Origin of the sequence: Saccharothrix longispora (assembly GCF_031455225.1) — a bacterium.
Lineage (GTDB): Bacteria > Actinomycetota > Actinomycetes > Mycobacteriales > Pseudonocardiaceae > Actinosynnema > Actinosynnema longispora.
Window position 1 is genome coordinate 4,611,096 of sequence record NZ_JAVDSG010000001.1, and the last position, 17,465, is coordinate 4,628,560.

Sequence of the window (17,465 nt, forward strand, 5' to 3'; positions counted from 1 at the left end):
GTGGACGTGGTCGTGGTGGGTGGTGGTCCGGCGGGTCGGGCGTTGGCGCGGGCGTGCGCCGAGCGCGGGGTGGGGACGGCGCTGGTGGACCCGAACCCGGAGCGGAGGTTCCGGGCGACCTACGCGGCGTGGGCGGACGAGCTGCCCGAGGGCGCGCCGGTCGCGGTGTCGGTGTCGCGGTCGCGCGTGGTGACGACCGAGGAACACGCGGTGGCGCGCGGGTACGCGGTGCTGGACAACGAGCGGCTGTGGCGGTTGCCGGCCTCGGTGGACGTGGTGGCGGGCCGGGTGGTGGGCCGGTCTGCGTCGTCGGTGCGGTTGGCGGACGGCCGGGTGCTGTCGGGGCGGGTGGTGGACGCGTCGGGCGCGGTGGGCGGGTCGGGGGCGGCGCAGACGGCGGTGGGCGTGGTGGTGCCGGCCGGCGCGGCGCGGCCGTTCGTGGACGCCGACGAGGCGGTGATCATGGACTGGCGCAAGCCGCCGGTGGCGACGACGGCGGACCCCACGTTCCTGTACGCGATCCCGGTGTCGGCGACGCACGTGCTGCTGGAGGAGACGTCGTTGGCGCGGCGGCCGGGGCTGCCGCTGGCGGAGCTGCGGTTGCGGTTGCACGGGCGGTTGGCGGCGCACGGGGTCGCGGTGCCGGAGGACGAGGAGCGGGTGCGCATCCCGCTGGACGGCCGGCCGAGGGACTGGGCGTTCGGGGCGGCGTCGGGGTTGATCCACCCGGCGACCGGTTACAGCGTGGCGGCGGCGTTGCGGCGGGCGCCGGTGGTGGCGGCGGCGTTGGCGGAGGGGCGGCCGGTGGTGCGGCCGGTGGCGGAGCGGGTGGTGCACGCGATGTGGTCGCGGGGTCTGGCGTCGTTGTTGGCGATGCGCCCGGACGAGGTGCCGGAGTTCTTCCACCAGTTCTTCCTGCTGCCGGACGACCACCAGCGCGCGTACCTGGGCGGGCACGGCGACCTGCGGGGGACGCTGGCGGCGATGCTGCACCTGTTCCGCGACGCGTCGTGGGCGATGCGGGCCCGCATGGCATTTCCTGTGCGAACGGCCAAAAGTGCGGGAACACCCGGTTAACGCCCTCGCCGGCGGCGGGCCGAGCGGGCACGATTCGGAGGTGCCCGCCTTGCTGGACGACGTTCGCTTCGCCTTCCAGCCGCTGTTCAACCTCCACACCGGGGGTGTCGTCGCGGTCGAGGCGCTGGCCCGGCCGCACGACGGCAGCGTGCAGGACCTGCTCCAGGCCGCTTTCCGCGCGGGGTACCTGACGAACACCGACGTGGCGCTCGCGTGCCGCGCGGTTCGCCACGCCGCCGACCACGGGCTGGGCGTGCCGCTGCACGTGAACCTGCTGGCGATGACGATCGCGGACCGGCCGGAGCTGGTGGCGCCGCTGTACGCGGTGCTGCGGGAGACCGGGCGCGACCCGTCCGACCTGGTGGTGGAGGTGGGGACGCCGTACTCGCGGGCGCCGCGCCGGCTGCTGGTGAAGGGGTTGCGGCGGTTGCGCGAGGACGGGTTCCGGTTGGGCCTGGACGGGGTGGGCGAGGGCGATTCCCCGCTGTCGCTGCTGACCGAGGTGCGGCCGGACGTGGTCAAGCTCGACCGCGAGGTGGTGGTGGCGCTGCCCGCGGACCCCGCGCGGTTCGCGCTGGTCCAGGCGTTGCAGCACCTGTGCGAGCACACCGGGTCGCTGGTGGTGGCCGAGGGTGTGGAGACGGAGGCGCAGCTGGCCGCGCTGCGCCGGCTGGGCGTGCGGTTGGCGCAGGGCAACCTGCTGGCGGCCGCGCAGCGGCGGCCCCGGGTGGACGCGACGATCGCGGCGGTGCTGAGCGAGGTCAGCGACCCCGAGGCGACGACGAAGACGATGACGGGGCCGGTGCGGCGCGGGTCGGGGCCGCGGGTGACGGACTTCCTGCACCCGGCGACGACGCTGCCGGACTCGGCGACGTCGGAGGAGGTGCTGGAGGTCCTGGGCAGCCGGCCGACGGTGACCGGGGTGGTGCTGGTCGACGCCGAGGACCGGCCGAGCTGGACGGTGGACCGCAACCGGTTCCTGCTGGCGGTGACGGGGCCGTTCGGGCACGCGCTGCACGCGAAGCGGGAGGCGGCGCGGCTGGCGGACCGGCCGAAGCTGATCGGCGCGGAGTCGAGCGCGTTGGAGCTGCTGGACGTGGTGGCGCACGCGCACCGCGAGCGCACGAACGACGACCTGGTGGTCGTGGACGCCGAGGACCGGTGCCTGGGCGTGGTGCGGGTGGCGGACGTGGTGCGGGGCATCGCGGAGCTGAAGGTGGAGCAGGCGGCGGCGTTGAACCCGTTGACGCGGTTGCCGGGCACGGACTCGTTCGCGCGCGAGGTGGACCGGCGGGTCCTGGGCGGTGAGCTGTTCGCCGTGGGCTGGTTGGACGTGGACGGGTTCAAGCGGGTGAACGACTCGGTGGGGTTCGCGGCAGGCGACGACCTGATCCGGGCGATCGGGCGGGCGTTGACGGAGGGCGCGGGGGCCTATCCGGGCGTGCACGTCGGTCACGTGGGCGGTGACGACTTCCTGGTGGTGGCGGGGTTGGACGAGATCGTGCCGTTCTCGGCGGCCGTGCTGGACGCGCCGCTCGACGCGGAGGGCCGCGCGGTGACGTTGTCGCTGGCGACGTTGATCTGCGCGGCGGGGTCGGTGGTCTCCTACCGGGAGGTGTCGCGGTTGCTGGCGCCGTTGAAGGAGCACGCGAAGTCGTTGCGCGGCACGAGCTGGGTGCTGGGTCGGCCGGGGAGCGACCACGTGGACGTGCTGCGCGGCGGGCCGCACCTGGCGGTGGGCTGAGTCTGCGCGGTTCACCGCATAGGCGCCTGTGCACCCGTGCCGATCACTCATAGCATCCAGGGTGTCACTCGGCGCGAGGAGGTCCTCGGTGAGCAAGGCGACCACCATGCCGCTCCCGCGTCCGGTGTCGGACCTGCCCCTGTCGGTGGGCGTGGAGGAGGAGTTCCTGCTGGTCGACCCGGGCACGGGCGCGTTGCGGCCGATCGCGGGGGCGGTGCTGGACGGGGCGGGCGGGGAGCTTGACCTCCAGCCCGAGATAACGGCGTTCCAGGTGGAGAGCGCCACGGCGGTGTGCCGGACCATGGCGGAGGTGCGCGAGCAGCTGTCGGCGGCGCGGCGGGAGCTGGCGGAGCTGGCGGCGCGGCACGGGGCGCGGGTGGTGGCGACGGGCACGCCGGTGCTGCGGGAGCGGAGGCCGCCGCCGTTGACCGAGGGCGAGCGGTACCGGGCGATCGCGACGGGGTTCGGGTCGCTGGTGGACTCCCTGACGATCTGCGGGTGCCACGTGCACATCGGCATCCCGGACCGGGAGACGGGTCTGCTGATCTGCAACCACCTGCGGCAGTGGCTGCCGGTGCTGCTGGCGGTGAGCTCGAACTCGCCGTTCGGGGAGGGGCGGGACACCGGGTACGCGAGCTGGCGGTACCTGCTGTGGAGTCCGTGGCCGTCGGCGGGCGCGCCGCCGTGGTTCTCGTCGGTGGAGGACTACCGGTCGGGCACGCGGTCGTTGCTGGAGTCGGGGGCGGCGCTGGACGAGGCGATGGTCTACTGGGACGTCCGGTTGTCGGCGAAGCACCCGACGGTGGAGCTGCGGGTGTGCGACGTGGCGGCGACGGTGGACGAGGCGGTGCTGCTGGCGGCCCTGGTGCGGGCGGTCGCGGCGATGGCGGTGGCGGGTGCGCCCGCGTTCCCCGTGTCGGACCGGGCGTTGCGGACGGCGCTGTGGCGGTCGGCGCGGGACGGTTTGGCGGGGGCGGGCTTCGACCCGCGCAGCGGCCGGTTGGTGCCGGCTGCGGACCTGGTGCGGGGGTTGGTGGACCGGGTGCGGCCGGCGTTGCGGGCGGCGGGCGACGAGGAGCTGGTGGTGGACGGGGTGGAGCGGTTGCTGGTGGACGGCACGGGGGCGGCGCGCCAGCGGCGGGCGTTCGCGCGGCGCGGGGAGATCTCGGACGTGGTGTCGTTCCTGGTGGAGCAGACCCTGCGCTGACGGTCGGGCGTGGTGGCGGTCGGGCGTGGTGGCGGCGGGCGCGGCGTCACCGGGGGTCGGTGCTCGGCCGGGTGGGCGTCGCACCACCCTGGTCCCCGCAAGCGTTCGCGGGCCGGTTTCACCGGTGGTCGCCGGCGGAACGGGAGCAGGGGCCCCCGAGCGGGGACCCCTGCGGAGCACGTGGGCCGTCCGGTCGACGGCGGTCGGTGCGGGTGCTGCCTGTGTTGCCGGTGCCGCCCGTGTCAGACGGTGAAGCCGAGGGCGCGCAGCTGCTCGCGCCCGTCGTCCGTGATCTTCTCCGGGCCCCACGGCGGCATCCAGACCCAGTTGATGCGGAAGTCGTCGACGATGCCGCCGCCGCCACCGCCGACCAGGGCGGACCTGGTCTGGTCCTCGATGACGTCCGTCAGCGGGCACGCCGCGGAGGTCAGGGTCATGTCGATGACGGCCACGTTGTCCTCGTCGACCCGGATGTCGTACACCAGGCCCAGGTCCACGACGTTGATGCCCAGTTCCGGGTCGACGACGTCGCGCATGGCCTCCTCGACGTCGTCCAGGGCGGCCACCTCGGCCTTCGGCGCGGGCGGTTCGGGCATGCCCTCGACGCCGCGCACGACGTCCTCCTCGGTGCTGCTCATGGGTTCGCTCCCTCGCTGCGCGCCACGGCGTCCTTGAAAGCCATCCAGCCCAGCAGCGCGCACTTGACGCGCGCCGGGTACTTCGCCACGCCCGCGAACGCGATGCCGTCCTCCAGGACGTCCTCGTCCGGTTCGACCTTGCCGCGGCCCTGCATCAGCTCGACGAAGGCGTCCATCTTCTCGAACGCCTCGACCACCGGCTTGCCGACCACGAGGTCGGTGAGCACCGACGTGGACGCCTGGCTGATGGAGCAGCCCTGGCCGTCGTAGGACACGTCGGCGACCGTGCCGCCGTCCAGCCTGACCCGCAGCGTCACCTCGTCGCCGCACGTCGGGTTGATCTGGTGCGACTCGGCGTCGAACGGGTCGCGCAGGCCGCGGCCGTGGGGGTTCTTGTAGTGGTCCAGGATGATCTCCTGGTACATCTGCTGGAGCTGCATCAGGCCACCCCGAAGAACTTCTGCGCCTCGCGCACGGCGGCCACCAGGGCGTCCACCTCGTCGAGGGTGTTGTACAGGTAGAAGCTGGCGCGGACGGTCGCCGCGGCGTCCATCCGGCGGTGCAGCGGCCACGCGCAGTGGTGGCCGACGCGCACGGCGACGCCGAGGCTGTCGAGCACCTGGCCCGCGTCGTGGGCGTGGACGCCGTCGACGACGAACGACACGGCGCCGCCGCGGTCCACCGTGACCAGCGGGCCGACGACGCGGACGCCGGGGATCGCCGAGAGGCCCCGGAGGGCGGCCTCGGTGAGCTGGTGCTCGTGGGCGGCGACGCGGTGCATGCCGATGCCGTCGAGGTAGTCCACCGCCGTGCCCAGGGCGACCGCCTGCGAGGTCATCGGCACGCCGGCCTCGAAGCGGGCGGGCGGGGGCGCGAAGGTCGAGCGGGCCATCTGGACCATCTCGATCATCGAGCCGCCGGTGAGGAACGGGGGCAGCGCCTCCAGCAGCTCGCGGCGGCCGTAGAGCACGCCGATGCCGGACGGGCCGAGCATCTTGTGGCCGGAGAACACCGCGAAGTCCACGCCGAGGGCGTGGAGGTCGACCGGGGCGTGCGGGACGGACTGGCACGCGTCGAGCACGGTGAGCGCGCCGACCCGGCGGGCGGCCTCGACCAGCGTGGCCACCGGGTTGACCGTGCCGAGCACGTTCGACTGGTGGGTGAACGCGACGACCTTGGTGCGCTCGTTGACCAGCGAGTCGATGTCCGACAGGTCCAGGCGGCCCTCGTCGGTGACGCCGAACCAGCGCAGCGTGGCGCCGGTGCGGGCGGCGAGCTGCTGCCACGGCACGAGGTTGGCGTGGTGCTCCATCTCGGTGACCACGATCTCGTCGCCGGGGCCGACGCGGAAGCGCTCCGCCTCGGGACCGGCGGTGGCGGCGTTGCCCATCGCGTACGCGACGAGGTTGACGCCCTCGGTCGCGTTCTTGGTGAACACGACCTCGCCGGGGTCGACGCCCACGAAGTCGGCGATCTTCTGCCGGGCGCCCTCGTAGGCGTCGGTGGCCTCTTCGGCCAGCTGGTGCGCGCCGCGGTGCACGGCGGCGTTGGCGGTCTCCAGGAACGCGCGCTCGGCGTCGAGGACCTGCCTCGGGCGCTGCGAGGTGGCGCCGGAGTCCAGGTAGACCAGCCGCTTGCCCTCCCGCACGGTGCGGCCCAGGATCGGGAAGTCCGCCCGGACGGCAGCGACGTCCAGTGGAGCTGCGGTGGTGGTGGTCACGGCCCCGACGCCTCCTCTCAGAACGATGGACACAACAGGTGCAACGTCAGCCGACCTTGGCGGCTTCCTGCTTCCCGATGTACTTCACGTAACCCTCGGCCTCCAGCTGGTCGGCCAGCTCGGGGCCGCCGGACTCGGCGATGCGGCCGTTCGCGAAGACGTGCACGAAGTCGGGCGAGATGTACTTGAGGATGCGGGTGTAGTGCGTGATCAGCATGACGCCGACCTCGCCGCTCTCCTTGTACCGGTTCACGCCCTGGGAGACGACGCGCAGCGCGTCGACGTCGAGGCCGGAGTCGGTCTCGTCGAGGATCGCGACCTTCGGCTTGAGCAGGCCGAGCTGGAGGATCTCGTGGCGCTTCTTCTCGCCGCCGGAGAAGCCCTCGTTGACGGAGCGCTCGCCGAAGGACGGGTCGATGTCCAGGTCGGCCATCGCGCCCTTGACCTCCTTGACCCAGTGGCGGAGGTTCGGGGCCTCGCCGCGCACGGCGGTGGCGGCGGTGCGCAGGAAGTTCGTCATCGAGACGCCGGGGACCTCGACCGGGTACTGCATGGCGAGGAACAGGCCCGCGCGGGCGCGCTCGTCGACGGTCATCCCCAGCACGTCCTCGCCGTCCAGCAGCACGCTGCCGGAGGTGATCCGGTACTTGGGGTGGCCCGCGATGGCGTAGGACAGGGTCGACTTGCCGGAGCCGTTGGGCCCCATGATGGCGTGCGTCTCGCCGGCCTTGATGGTCAGGTCGACGCCCTTGAGGATCTCCTTGGCACCTTCCTCGGTGTCGACCGAGACGTGCAGGTCCTTGATCTCCAGAGTGGCCATTGGTGCTCAGTTCTCCTGGTGTGGCGGGCGGAAGTCAGTTCGTGGTGGTGGCGACGTCGACGTACACGTCGTCACCGCGGAGTTCGACGGCGAACACGTCGACCGGTTCGGTGGCCGGCGGCGAGGACGGGCGGCCGGTGCGCAGGTCGAAGCACGACCCGTGCAGCCAGCACTCGACGCCCTTGCGCGTCACCTCGCCCTCGCTGAGCGCGACCTCGGCGTGGGTGCAGAGGTCGCGCAGCGCGTGGACGGTGTCGCCGTCGCGGACGAGCAGGACGGGGGTGGGCTCGTCGCCGACCTCGAACGCGACCGGCTTGCGGTCGTCGAGGTCGGTGACGGAGCACACCCGGAGCATCAGGCCCCCACCGCTTCCAGTTCCGCCTCGATGGCGGCTTCGAGGCGCTCGCGCACCTCGGGAACGGTGATCTTGAGCAGGATCTCGTGGAAGAAGCCGCGCACGACGAGGCGGCGGGCCTGGTCCTCCGGGATGCCGCGGGCCTGGAGGTAGAACAGCTGCTCGTCGTCGAACCGGCCGGTGGCGCTGGCGTGGCCCGCGCCCTCGATCTCGCCGGTCTCGATCTCCAGGTTGGGCACGGAGTCGGCGCGCGCGCCGTCGGTGAGCACCAGGTTGCGGTTGAGCTCGAAGGTCTCGGTGCCCTCGGCCGCGGCGCGGATCAGGACGTCGCCGATCCACACGGTGTGCGCGCCCTCGCCCTGGAGCGCGCCCTTGTAGACCACGTTGCTGCGGCAGTTGGACACCGCGTGGTCGACGAAGGTGCGGTGCTCCAGGTGCTGGCCCGCGTCGGCGAAGTACAGGCCGAGCAGTTCGGCGTCGCCGCCGCGCCCGGTGTAGGTGACCACCGGGGTGAGCCGGACGAGGTCGCCGCCGAGGGTGATGACGGTGTGCCTGAACGAGGCGTCGCGGCCCAGCTTGGCGTGGTGCGCGGAGACGTGCACCGCGTCGTCGGCCCAGTCCTGGATGGCGACGACGGTGAGGTGCGCGCCGTCGCCGACGACGAACTCGACGTTGTCGGCGTAGGCGCCGGAGCCGCGGTGGTCGAGGACGACGACGCCCTCGGCGAACGGCTCGGCGTTCACCTGGAGGTGGCCGTAGGCGACCTGGCCCCGGCCCGGGCCGGTCACCGTGACGGTGGTCGGCTCGGACTTCGCGTCACCGGGGAGGGTGATCACGGTGGCCTCGGTGAACGAGTTCCACGCCTGGGCGGCGATGCGGTCGCCGGGGGTGCCGGCCACGCCGAGGCGCGCGTCGCCGCGGGTGGCCGTCCCGGCGGCGACGCCGCCGGGGGCCCGCACGTCGACGGTGGCCGCGCCGGTGGCGGGCGCGCCGTCGTGCAGGCCGGCCAGGCGCTTCATGGGGGTGAAGCGCCAGATCTCCTCGCGCCCCCCGGGCACCTCGAAGGCGTCCACGTCGAACGACGCGAAGTGGTCGGCCCGGGACGAGACGGGGGCACCCGCGCCGTGCGAGTGGGCCGTCAGGCCGTGCTGGTCTTCGGTGGTGACGGCCATGTCAGCCGACGGCCCCTTCCATCTGCAGCTCGATCAGGCGGTTCAGCTCCAGCGCGTACTCCATGGGCAGCTCGCGCGCGATGGGCTCGACGAACCCGCGCACGATCATGGCCATGGCCTCGTCCTCGTTGAGACCGCGGGACATCAGGTAGAACAGCTGGTCCTCGGACACCTTCGAGACCGTGGCCTCGTGGCCCATCGACACGTCGTCCTCGCGGACGTCGACGTAGGGGTAGGTGTCGGAGCGGCTGATGTTGTCCACCAGCAGCGCGTCGCACTTGACCGTGGACTTCGAGTGGTGCGCCCGCTTGTTGACCTGCACGAGGCCGCGGTAGGAGGTGCGGCCGCCGCCGCGCGCCACCGACTTCGACACGATCGTGGACGACGTGTGCGGCGCCATGTGGACCATCTTCGCGCCGGCGTCCTGGTGCTGGCCCTCGCCCGCGAACGCGATCGAGAGGACCTCGCCCTTGGCGTGCTCGCCCATGAGGAACACGGCCGGGTACTTCATGGTGACCTTGGAGCCGATGTTGCCGTCGATCCACTCCATGGTCGCGCCCTCTTCGGCCTTGGCGCGCTTGGTGACCAGGTTGTAGACGTTGTTCGACCAGTTCTGGATGGTCGTGTAGCGGCAGCGACCACCCTTCTTGACGATGATCTCGACGACGGCGGAGTGCAGCGAGTCCGACGAGTAGATCGGCGCGGTGCAGCCCTCGACGTAGTGCACGTAGGCGCCCTCGTCGACGATGATCAGGGTGCGCTCGAACTGGCCCATGTTCTCGGTGTTGATCCGGAAGTAGGCCTGGAGCGGGATGTCGACGTGGACACCCTTCGGCACGTAGATGAACGAGCCGCCCGACCACACCGCGGAGTTCAGCGCCGAGAACTTGTTGTCACCCGAGGGGATGACGGAGCCGAAGTACTCCTTGAACAGCTCCGGGTGCTCCCTGAGGGCGGTGTCGGTGTCGAGGAAGACGACACCCTGCTCCTCCAGGTCCTCGCGGATCTTGTGGTAGACGACCTCGGACTCGTACTGGGCGGCGACACCGGAGACGAGGCGCTGCTTCTCGGCCTCCGGGATGCCCAGGCGGTCGTAGGTGTTCTTGATCTCGTCGGGCAGGTCTTCCCAGGTCGCGGCCTGCTTCTCGGTCGACCGGACGAAGTACTTGATGTTGTCGAAGTCGATGCCCGACAGGTCGGAGCCCCACGTGGGCATCGGCTTGCGGTCGAACAGGCGCAGCGCCTTGAGGCGGAAGTCGAGCATCCACTCGGGCTCGTTCTTCTTGCCGGAGATGTCGCGGACGACGTCCTCGTTCAGACCTCGGCGAGCGCTCGCGCCTGCGGCGTCCGAGTCGGACCAGCCGAACTCGTAGTTGCCGATGCTCGCCAGGGTCTCCTCCTGGCTGAGCGGGGCTGTGGTGGTGCGCTGCTCGGCAGCGGCAGTCATGCGGGCTCCCCTCCATCTGAAGTCCGTGCGTCGGCGTCGCCGACCCGGTTCGGGCCGTCGGCGTGCGCCGAGGCGGTCCTGGGTGTGTTCGGGATGTGCGTCGTGCACACGGCATCGCCGCGGGCGATGGTGGCCAGGCGCTGGACGTGCGTGCCGAGCAGGTCGGCGAACGCCGCCGTCTCGGTCTCGCACAGCTGCGGGAACTCGGCGGCGACGTGCGCGACCGGGCACAGGTGCTGGCAGAGCTGCTCACCCGCTCCCACGTGCCGCGCCGAGGCAGCGTAGCCCTCCCGGGTCAACGCGGCCGCGAGGGCCTTGGCCCGGTCGGCCGCGTCGGGTTGGGCCACGATGGCCTCCCGGTGCTGGTCCACGAACGCGGTGACGCGGCGCTGCGCGAAGGCCCGTACCGCCTCCTCCCCGCCCTGTTCGGCGAGGAATCGCAGCGCGGCGACGGCGAGGTCGTCGTAGGCGTGCCCGAAGCGGGACCGCCCCTGCTCGGTCAGCAGGAAGAACTTGGCCGGGCGCCCCCGGCCGCGCTGGGTGCGCCGGGGCGCCTCCCTGCTGGTCGCCTCGCCGTCCGCCACCAGCGCGTCGATGTGCCGGCGCACCGCCGTGGGGCTCAGGCCCAGCCGGTCCGCGACCGAGGCCGCGGTGACGGGGCCCTGCTCCAGCAGCAGCCGGGCGACGGCGTGCCGGGTCCGGCCGTCGTGCCCCGCGGGCACGCCGGTGGAGTCGGTCCCGACGTTTTTCACAACACCAGTGTTGCCTATTTCGGCGGCACTCGCAAAGATCACCCCGCATCGGGTGACCCGACTCACGCGCCGGGGGCGGTCGCTACCCTTCGGACGTGGCGGCGGGCGGAGTGGTGATGGCGAACCGGAGCGCGATCGGCGAGGCCGCTCCCCTCGACGCGCCGGAGCGGCGGCAGCTCGACGTGATCCGCCGGTGGGGCACGGTCGGGGCGCTGCTGCTGGCCGTGGGCTCGCTCGGCTCGGGCGCGGCGCCGGTGTTCAGCCCGCTGCCGGGCACGCCGGTGCTGGGGCTGTTCCCGCGGATGCCCAGCGCGTCGATGGCGGTGGCCTGGACGGGCATCTTCCTGATCGTCTCGGCGTGGCTGTGGCTGGGCCGGTTCGCCCGGCCGGGCCGCCCCCGGCTGATGACCCGCAGCCAGCTCGACCGGACGCTGCTGATGTGGATCACGCCGCTGGTGTTCGTGCTGCCGATGTTCAGCCGGGACGTCTACAGCTACCTGGCGCAGTCGCAGATCGCGGCCAACGGGCAGGACCCCTACGAGCTGGGACCGGCCACCGCGCTGGGCGTGGACCACCCGCTGACCACGAACGTGCCCAACATCTGGCGCGAGACGCCCGCCCCGTACGGGCCGCTGTTCCTCGCCGCGGGCCGGGTCATCTCCATGGTGACCGGCGACAGCGTGCTGCCCGGCGTCTTCCTGCACCGGCTGCTGGTGCTGCTGGGCCTGGCGATGATCGTGTGGGCGCTGCCCCGGCTGGCCCGGCGCTTCGGCGTGCCGCCGGTGAGCGCGCTGTGGCTGGGCGCGGCGAACCCCCTGGTGCTCTTCCACCTGGTCGTCGGCGTGCACAACGAAGGGCTGGCCATCGGCCTGATGCTGGTGGGCCTGGAGCTGGCGCTGCGGCGCATGCCGACGACGCCGGGCGCGCCGATGACCCGCGACGAGCTGCTGTGGATCGTGCTCGGCACGACCATGATCACGATGGGCGCGGCGGTGAAGATCCCCGCCGCGCTGGCGCTGGGCTTCCTCGGCGTGATGATCGCCCGCCGGTGGGGCGGCAGGTTCCCCGACCTGCTCAAGGCGGCGCTGCTGCTGCTGGTCATCTCGGGCGTGGTGATGGTAGGCACCTGCGTCGGCACCGGCCTCGGGTTCGGCTGGGTGCAGACGCTGAACACCGCCGGCACGGTCAAGAGCTGGATGTCGCCGCCCACCGCGATGGGCTTCCTGGGCGGCGGCCTGGGCCTGCTGCTGGGCCTGGGCAACCACACCGAGTCGATGATCGTGCTGATGCGGCTGGTCACGCAGGGCGTCTCGGTGGTCCTCGCGGCGACGCTGCTGTGGAAGGCGTTCCGGGGGCGCATCAAGGCCGTCAACGGCCTGGGCGCGGGCCTGGGCGCGGTGCTCGTGCTGGGGCCCGTGCTCCAGCCCTGGTACGTGCTGTGGGCGGCGTTGCCGCTGGCCACGGCCGTGCTGGCACGCCGCTTCCGGGTGTTCGCGACCGTTGCCAGCGCGGTGATCGCGGTGATCCTGCCGCCCACGGGCTCGGCGTTCGACGGCCGCGCCTACATCGTGCCGCAGGCCGTCGCCGGCGCCCTGATCGCGTTCGCGGTGTGCGTGTTCGTGGCCCGCAAGCAGGTGTTCCCGCTGATCGGGAAGGACCCGCTGCCCGGCTCGGCGTGAGCCGAGCGGGCGTGTAACCCCCTGCCCCGACCGGGCGAGGTACGAGGTAGGGGTACCGGTGTCAGGTAGGACGTGGCCTCGGGGGAGGAGCGCGCGATGTCCGACGTGCCGCAGGAGCAGATCCGGTTCGCGGTGGTGCTCAACGGCGGGGTGAGCCTGGCCGTCTGGATGGGCGGGGTGGTGCTCGAACTCGACCGCCTGACCAGGGGCGACGGCCCCTATGCCGCCCTGCTCGACATGGTGTGCGGGACGGCGCGCGCCGACGTCATCACCGGCACCTCGGCGGGTGGCATCAACGGCGCCGCGCTGGCGTTGTCCCAGGTCAACGCCAATGCGCGGGTGGAGCGACTGCGGGACCTGTGGGCCGAGCAGGGCCGCATGGAGCAACTGCTGCGCACCCCGTTCCGGGGGCAGCCGGTGTCGCTGCTGCGCGGCGACGAGTTCTTCCTGCCCCGGCTGCACGAGGCGCTGGAGCGGCTGACCGCCGACTTCGAGCCGACCCCGCGCGACGAGCGGCCGGTGGACCTGCGGATCACCACGACGCTGCTGGCGGGCGTGCCGACGGTCACCCACGACGACCTGGGGCAGACCATGGTGCAGTCCACGCACCAGGGCAGCTTCTCGTTCCGCCGCGACCCCGGCGAGGGCGACCGGGACGACTTCACCGCCGAGGACCTCCCCAGGCTGGTGGGCCGGATGGCGCTGGCCGCGCGCTCCTCGGCGTCGTTCCCGTTCGCGTTCGAACCGTCGTTCATCCCGGTCGCGCCCGGCGCCCCCGACGGGGCCAGGCCGAACATGGACGGCGTCGCGTCCTGGTCCAACGGCACCGACAACCGGTCGCGCTTCGCCGTGGACGGCGGCGTGCTGGTGAACACCCCCACCCGGGAAGCGCTGGAGGCCATCGACCGGATGCCCGCCGAAGGGCCGGTGCGGCGGGTGATGCTGCTGGTGTTCCCGCACGCCCCCGAGGCCGTGGTCGAGCCGGTCGCCCCGGTGGACGGCGCGCTGCCCAGCACCGTCGCCACCGGCGCGAAGCTGCTCGCCGCGCTCACCGGCCAGAGCGGCCGGACCTACGTCGACCGCATCGAGCAGCACAACCGGGACGCGGCGTCGCGGCGCGGCGGGCGCAACGCCCTGCTCGACCGGCTGGCCGCCGACGGCCCGGTGGTGGAGAAGCTCTACGCGCTGGCCGACACCCTGCACGAGCACTACGAGGACGTGCGCATCCGGCACGCCGCGCGCGACGTGACGACCCGGCAGTTCGAGGTGCCCGGCGCGAACCCCGCCGGCTGGACGTTCGAGCGGGTGCGCGCGGCGGCCGAGGCGGCGCAGCGGCGGCACCGCGCCCGGCACGGCGGCCTGCCGTACGTGCCCGCCCGGCCGCAGCCCGCCGCGCTGCCCGCGCACGGCTGGCCGTGGGGCATCACGATGGCCGAGCGGCTCGTGTCCGCCGCGATGGACCTGCTCAAGCGCCTGGTGTGGGTGATGCCCGACGCGCAGCGGCTCGCCCTGGCCCGCACCGACCTCTACGACGCGCGGACGCGGCTGCGCGCGGCCCGCGCCGAGCTCGACGGGCACTGGACCACCGCCACCGCCGAGGAGCTGGACCAGGGGTACTGGGAGCTGCGGGTCCGGCGGTTCGCGGAGAGGATGCTGGACGAGCCCGACGGCATCGGGCAGCGGGTGCGGGAGCAGGTCGACCGGATCGCCCGCGTCCTCGGCGAGGCGCACGACACCCTCACCCGGTTCGACGACGACGGGCTGCGCGTCGGCGTGCTGCGGTCGTGGCACCGGCTGCTCACCGACCCGCCCACCGCCGGGGAGACCGCGGCCGGGCTGACCGGGGACGCGCTGCGGCTGTCGCGGGTGCTGGCGCTGGAGGTCGCGACCACGTGCCTGGCCGACGACACCCGCGGCGGCCTCGACCAGGCCGTGGAGCTGGTGCAGATCAGCCTCCGGACGCGCAACGCGTTCGCCGAGTACAGCCTCACCCCCGACGACAAGGCCGGCGGCGCGTCCCTGGGCCGGTTCTCCGGGTTCCTCAAGCGGTCGTGGCGCGTCAACGACTGGATCTGGGGCCGCATGGACGGCGCCACCATGCTGTGCAGGGTCCTGTTCGACCCGAAGCGCCTGCTGCGCGCCGACCGGCTGCGCGGCGGCGACGGCGACCCCGCCGAACGGGCGGCGCGGCGGGTGGACGAGCTGGTGCGCGAGCTGTTCGGCGACTCGCTGCCCGACGAGCTGGCACCGTACGCGGCGCGCGCGAAGACCGCGCTGGCCGCCGTGTACGCCGACCCCGACGGGGACCACCCGCCGACGTGCGCGCCGCTGGCCGAGCTGGCCGCGTGGGCGCTGCACACCCGCATCGCCTGCGAGGAGCTGCCCGCGCTGCGCGCCGCGATCCTGGCCGACCGGCACGAGGGCGCGGACCGGCGCTCGCGCGGCGAGCTGTTCCTGGAGGAGCAGGCCACCCTGCTGGCGAAGCTGCCCGCGCGCACCGACGCCGAGCGCGTCGAGGTCGGCGTGCGGGCGCTGGCCGCGTTCGACCGGGCCGGCATCGGGCGCGAACCGCTCGTGCAGGAGGCGAGCAGCGACCAGGTGATCCGCACGGCGGCGACCGCGGCGGCGGTCGCGATCACCGTGGCCGACAGCGAGAACTCCGGCCTGGGCACGGCGAAACCGCTGACCAGGACGTTGCGCGGGGCGGCGCTGCTGCCGTACTGGACGATCACCGGGCTGACCCGCGGCGGGCAGCTCGCCCAGTTCCTCGGGCTGCTCGGGTTCGCCCTCGGCGGCGCGCTGCTGGTGCTGGCCCTGTTCGACCTGCTGCCGCCGTGGGCGGTGGGCCCGGCGGCGGCGCTGGGGTCGGGCACGCTGCTCGCCGCGTTCGGCTACGCCGCGCTGCGCTCCGGCACCCTGCTGCACGGCCTGGTGCTGCTGTCGCCGGTGATCCCGCTGGTCACCGTCGCCATCGACCGGGTGCGCGACGAGATGGCCGGCGGCAAGGCCGCGGCGCAGGCCACCACCGGCATGGTCGCCGTGGGCGGCGTGCTGCTGGTCGTCGTCGCGCTGCTGGTGATCGGCAGCCTGCCCGCGCCCGTCGGCACGCCGCTGGCCGTGCTCGCGAAGATCAGGCTCAAGCCGAGGCTGCTGCTGCGGGTGGTGGTGGCGGCGGCGATCGTGGTGGGCGTGTGGGCGTTCGTGCGCTTCCGGCTCTACGACCTGCCGCCCGCCCTGGTGATCGCCGGCACGGTCGTGGCCGTCGTGTTCGGCGGCGTCACCTCCTACGCGCTGGGCAGCTCGCTGCGCCGGTGGCGGCAGGTCGGCGACCGGTGGGAGACCGAGGCCGCCGAACCGCCCGCGTCGGCCACCGCCGGGTGGGCCGCCGTGTACGGGGCCGCGCTGCTGGTCGTGGCGGCCGCCGTGCAGGTGTTCTCGCTGCGGTTCACCGGCTGGGAGGCGGTGCTGGCCACGGCGCTGTCGTTCGGTCTCGTGCTGCTGCTGGTCACCACGTGGTGGGTGCCGCTGCGGGCGCGGCGCACCATCGCCACGTCCCTGGTGGAGCAGATGTCCGTCGTGGACTTCGACCCGGACGAGGTGGCCGACGCGCTGCTCAAACGCCTGGAGGGGCACGGGATGCTGTTCAAGTTCCTGACCGAGCTGGACCCCTCCACGGGCAGGCCGCGGCTGGGTCCGGCGGGGCGCCGGGTCGCGCAGCGCGCCGCCCGCCTGTCCAGTTCGGGCGTCGACGTGGACTGAGCGCCCGCGTGGACCGGGTGCGGGGCGCCGGACCGCTCGGGGAGAATCGCCGCCCGTGACGGTTCTCGCGGTGGCCGAGCGGACGGCAGGCACCTCCGACCCCCGGGCCCTCGACGTGCACGGGCGGTCGGTGGTGCGCGACGCCCTGGGCGTGGACGTGCGCGGCACGGGCGACGGCGTGCGCCTGTGGTCGCTGCTGCTGGCCGGCGCGGCGCGGTTCGGCGAGTCGTTCCCCGACGCGGTCGCCGAGGTCCTGCGCACCTCGGGCGACCGCCTCAGGACCCTCGTCCACGACCCGGCCGCGCGGACCGCGCTGGCCGACGCGGACCCCGTCCACGACACCGACCACGCCCACCACCTGGCGCTGCTCGCGACCGCCGCGGCCGAGGGCGTGGACCTGGCCGACCCGCGCGCGCTGGCCCTGCTCGGCATGGACGACGGCCACACGACGGACTTCGCGCTGCGCCTGTGGGGCTGGACCGTGCTGGGCTCCGACCTGTCGGACGGCACCCTCACCCTCACCGCGGCGGTCGAGGAGCGGACACCCCTGTTCACCGCCCTGGCCGCCGCCGTGCCCCACCACACGCCCGGCGCCGACCGGATCGTCGTGGACCTCAACGGCGAGCACCGCCTCACCGGCCCGGTGGAACCGTGGGCGGCGTTCCACACCCGCTCCCCCGACGCCGACCGCGTGCTCGTCCTGGTCGAACTGCTGGGCACCTGGACGTTCGACGACCAGCCCGCCATGACCCGCGCGGTGAGCCGCCGCCTGCTGGCCGGCTGGGTGGAGGAAGCGGGCACCCGGGACCCGCGCGCCGCGGTGTCCCGCCTGCGCCGCCTGCGCGAGGCCGCCGTGCGCCTGGGGGACGACGAGCTGGCCGCCGCGATCCGGTCGCGCATCGCCGCGCTGCGCGACCCGGCGTCGATCTCGCTGGAGAACCTCGTGAAGCTGCGCGAGTGGCGCACCGCCCCGATGCCGGGACCGGAGGCGCTGAGCGACGACCTGCGCTCGCTGAGGACCGCGCGCGGCCACTGACCGGTGAACCGGGATCGTCGGTGGTCACCGGCAGGATGAAGAACAGGGGCCCCCGGCGG

At 73.5% G+C, this 17,465-nt stretch carries 14 protein-coding genes; 6 read left to right on the plus strand and 8 right to left on the minus strand.

Going from position 1 to position 17,465, the window contains the following annotated elements; translation table 11 throughout:
- The 3 genes from J2S66_RS18605 to J2S66_RS18615 all read left to right on the plus strand — a co-directional run bounded on the left by J2S66_RS18605 (position 1) and on the right by J2S66_RS18615 (position 4,028).
- The gene (locus J2S66_RS18605; protein ID WP_310314884.1) at positions 1 to 1,077 is read left to right on the plus strand and encodes a lycopene cyclase family protein; all 1,077 of its coding nucleotides are present in this window, start codon (positions 1 to 3) and stop codon (positions 1,075 to 1,077) included.
- 40 nt (positions 1,078 to 1,117) lie between these two features.
- The gene (locus tag J2S66_RS18610) at positions 1,118 to 2,821 is read left to right on the plus strand and encodes an EAL domain-containing protein (RefSeq protein ID WP_310308425.1); all 1,704 of its coding nucleotides are present in this window, start codon (positions 1,118 to 1,120) and stop codon (positions 2,819 to 2,821) included.
- Between the two features lie 88 nt (positions 2,822 to 2,909).
- Positions 2,910 to 4,028 carry a carboxylate-amine ligase gene (locus J2S66_RS18615; RefSeq protein ID WP_310308426.1) on the plus strand — a complete coding sequence of 373 codons (1,119 nt, stop codon included), beginning with the start codon at positions 2,910 to 2,912 and terminating at the stop codon, positions 4,026 to 4,028.
- Positions 4,029 to 4,270: 242 nt separating this feature from the next.
- Here the strand turns inward: J2S66_RS18615 and J2S66_RS18620 are convergent, their stop codons facing one another.
- Genes J2S66_RS18620 through J2S66_RS18655 form a run of 8 tightly spaced genes read right to left on the minus strand, consistent with a single transcriptional unit; the run spans position 4,271 to position 10,932 of the window.
- Complete coding sequence (locus tag J2S66_RS18620; RefSeq protein WP_306749120.1) at positions 4,271 to 4,666, minus strand: metal-sulfur cluster assembly factor; 396 nt, start codon at positions 4,664 to 4,666, stop codon at positions 4,271 to 4,273.
- Complete coding sequence (gene sufU, locus J2S66_RS18625) at positions 4,663 to 5,106, minus strand: Fe-S cluster assembly sulfur transfer protein SufU (RefSeq protein WP_310308428.1); 444 nt, start codon at positions 5,104 to 5,106, stop codon at positions 4,663 to 4,665. The genes J2S66_RS18620 and sufU overlap by 4 nt, the downstream gene beginning before the upstream one ends.
- Positions 5,106 to 6,386 carry a cysteine desulfurase gene (locus J2S66_RS18630; RefSeq protein WP_310308429.1) on the minus strand — a complete coding sequence of 427 codons (1,281 nt, stop codon included), beginning with the start codon at positions 6,384 to 6,386 and terminating at the stop codon, positions 5,106 to 5,108. The genes sufU and J2S66_RS18630 overlap by 1 nt, the downstream gene beginning before the upstream one ends.
- Before the next feature lie 46 nt (positions 6,387 to 6,432).
- A complete protein-coding gene (gene sufC / locus J2S66_RS18635; RefSeq protein WP_310308431.1) occupies positions 6,433 to 7,206 on the minus strand; it encodes a Fe-S cluster assembly ATPase SufC in 774 nt (257 codons plus the stop codon).
- Between the two features lie 34 nt (positions 7,207 to 7,240).
- Positions 7,241 to 7,561: a non-heme iron oxygenase ferredoxin subunit gene (locus tag J2S66_RS18640; RefSeq protein WP_306749127.1), complete on the minus strand. Its 321-nt coding sequence runs from the start codon at positions 7,559 to 7,561 to the stop codon at positions 7,241 to 7,243.
- Positions 7,561 to 8,733, minus strand: coding sequence for a Fe-S cluster assembly protein SufD (sufD, locus tag J2S66_RS18645; protein WP_310308434.1), 1,173 nt, complete (start codon positions 8,731 to 8,733; stop codon positions 7,561 to 7,563). Before sufD ends, J2S66_RS18640 begins: the two co-directional genes overlap by 1 nt.
- Before the next feature lies 1 nt (position 8,734).
- Complete coding sequence (gene sufB, locus J2S66_RS18650; protein WP_306749130.1) at positions 8,735 to 10,180, minus strand: Fe-S cluster assembly protein SufB; 1,446 nt, start codon at positions 10,178 to 10,180, stop codon at positions 8,735 to 8,737.
- The gene (locus J2S66_RS18655) at positions 10,177 to 10,932 is read right to left on the minus strand and encodes a helix-turn-helix transcriptional regulator (protein WP_310308435.1); all 756 of its coding nucleotides are present in this window, start codon (positions 10,930 to 10,932) and stop codon (positions 10,177 to 10,179) included. Before J2S66_RS18655 ends, sufB begins: the two co-directional genes overlap by 4 nt.
- Positions 10,933 to 11,048: 116 nt before the next feature.
- Here J2S66_RS18655 and mptB point away from each other — a divergent pair, with 116 nt between their 5' ends.
- The 3 genes from mptB (at position 11,049) to J2S66_RS18670 (ending at position 17,406) form a co-directional block, all read left to right on the plus strand.
- Entirely contained in the window at positions 11,049 to 12,611 is a 1,563-nt protein-coding gene (gene mptB, locus J2S66_RS18660) for a polyprenol phosphomannose-dependent alpha 1,6 mannosyltransferase MptB (RefSeq protein ID WP_374726206.1), read from the plus strand.
- A gap of 96 nt (positions 12,612 to 12,707) precedes the next feature.
- Positions 12,708 to 16,370 (plus strand): patatin-like protein, encoded by a 3,663-nt coding sequence (locus J2S66_RS18665; protein WP_310308437.1) that lies wholly within the window; start codon positions 12,708 to 12,710, stop codon positions 16,368 to 16,370.
- A 55-nt stretch (positions 16,371 to 16,425) separates the two neighbouring features.
- The gene (locus J2S66_RS18670; RefSeq protein ID WP_310308438.1) at positions 16,426 to 17,406 is read left to right on the plus strand and encodes a hypothetical protein; all 981 of its coding nucleotides are present in this window, start codon (positions 16,426 to 16,428) and stop codon (positions 17,404 to 17,406) included.
- The last annotated feature ends 59 nt before the right edge of the window (positions 17,407 to 17,465 follow it).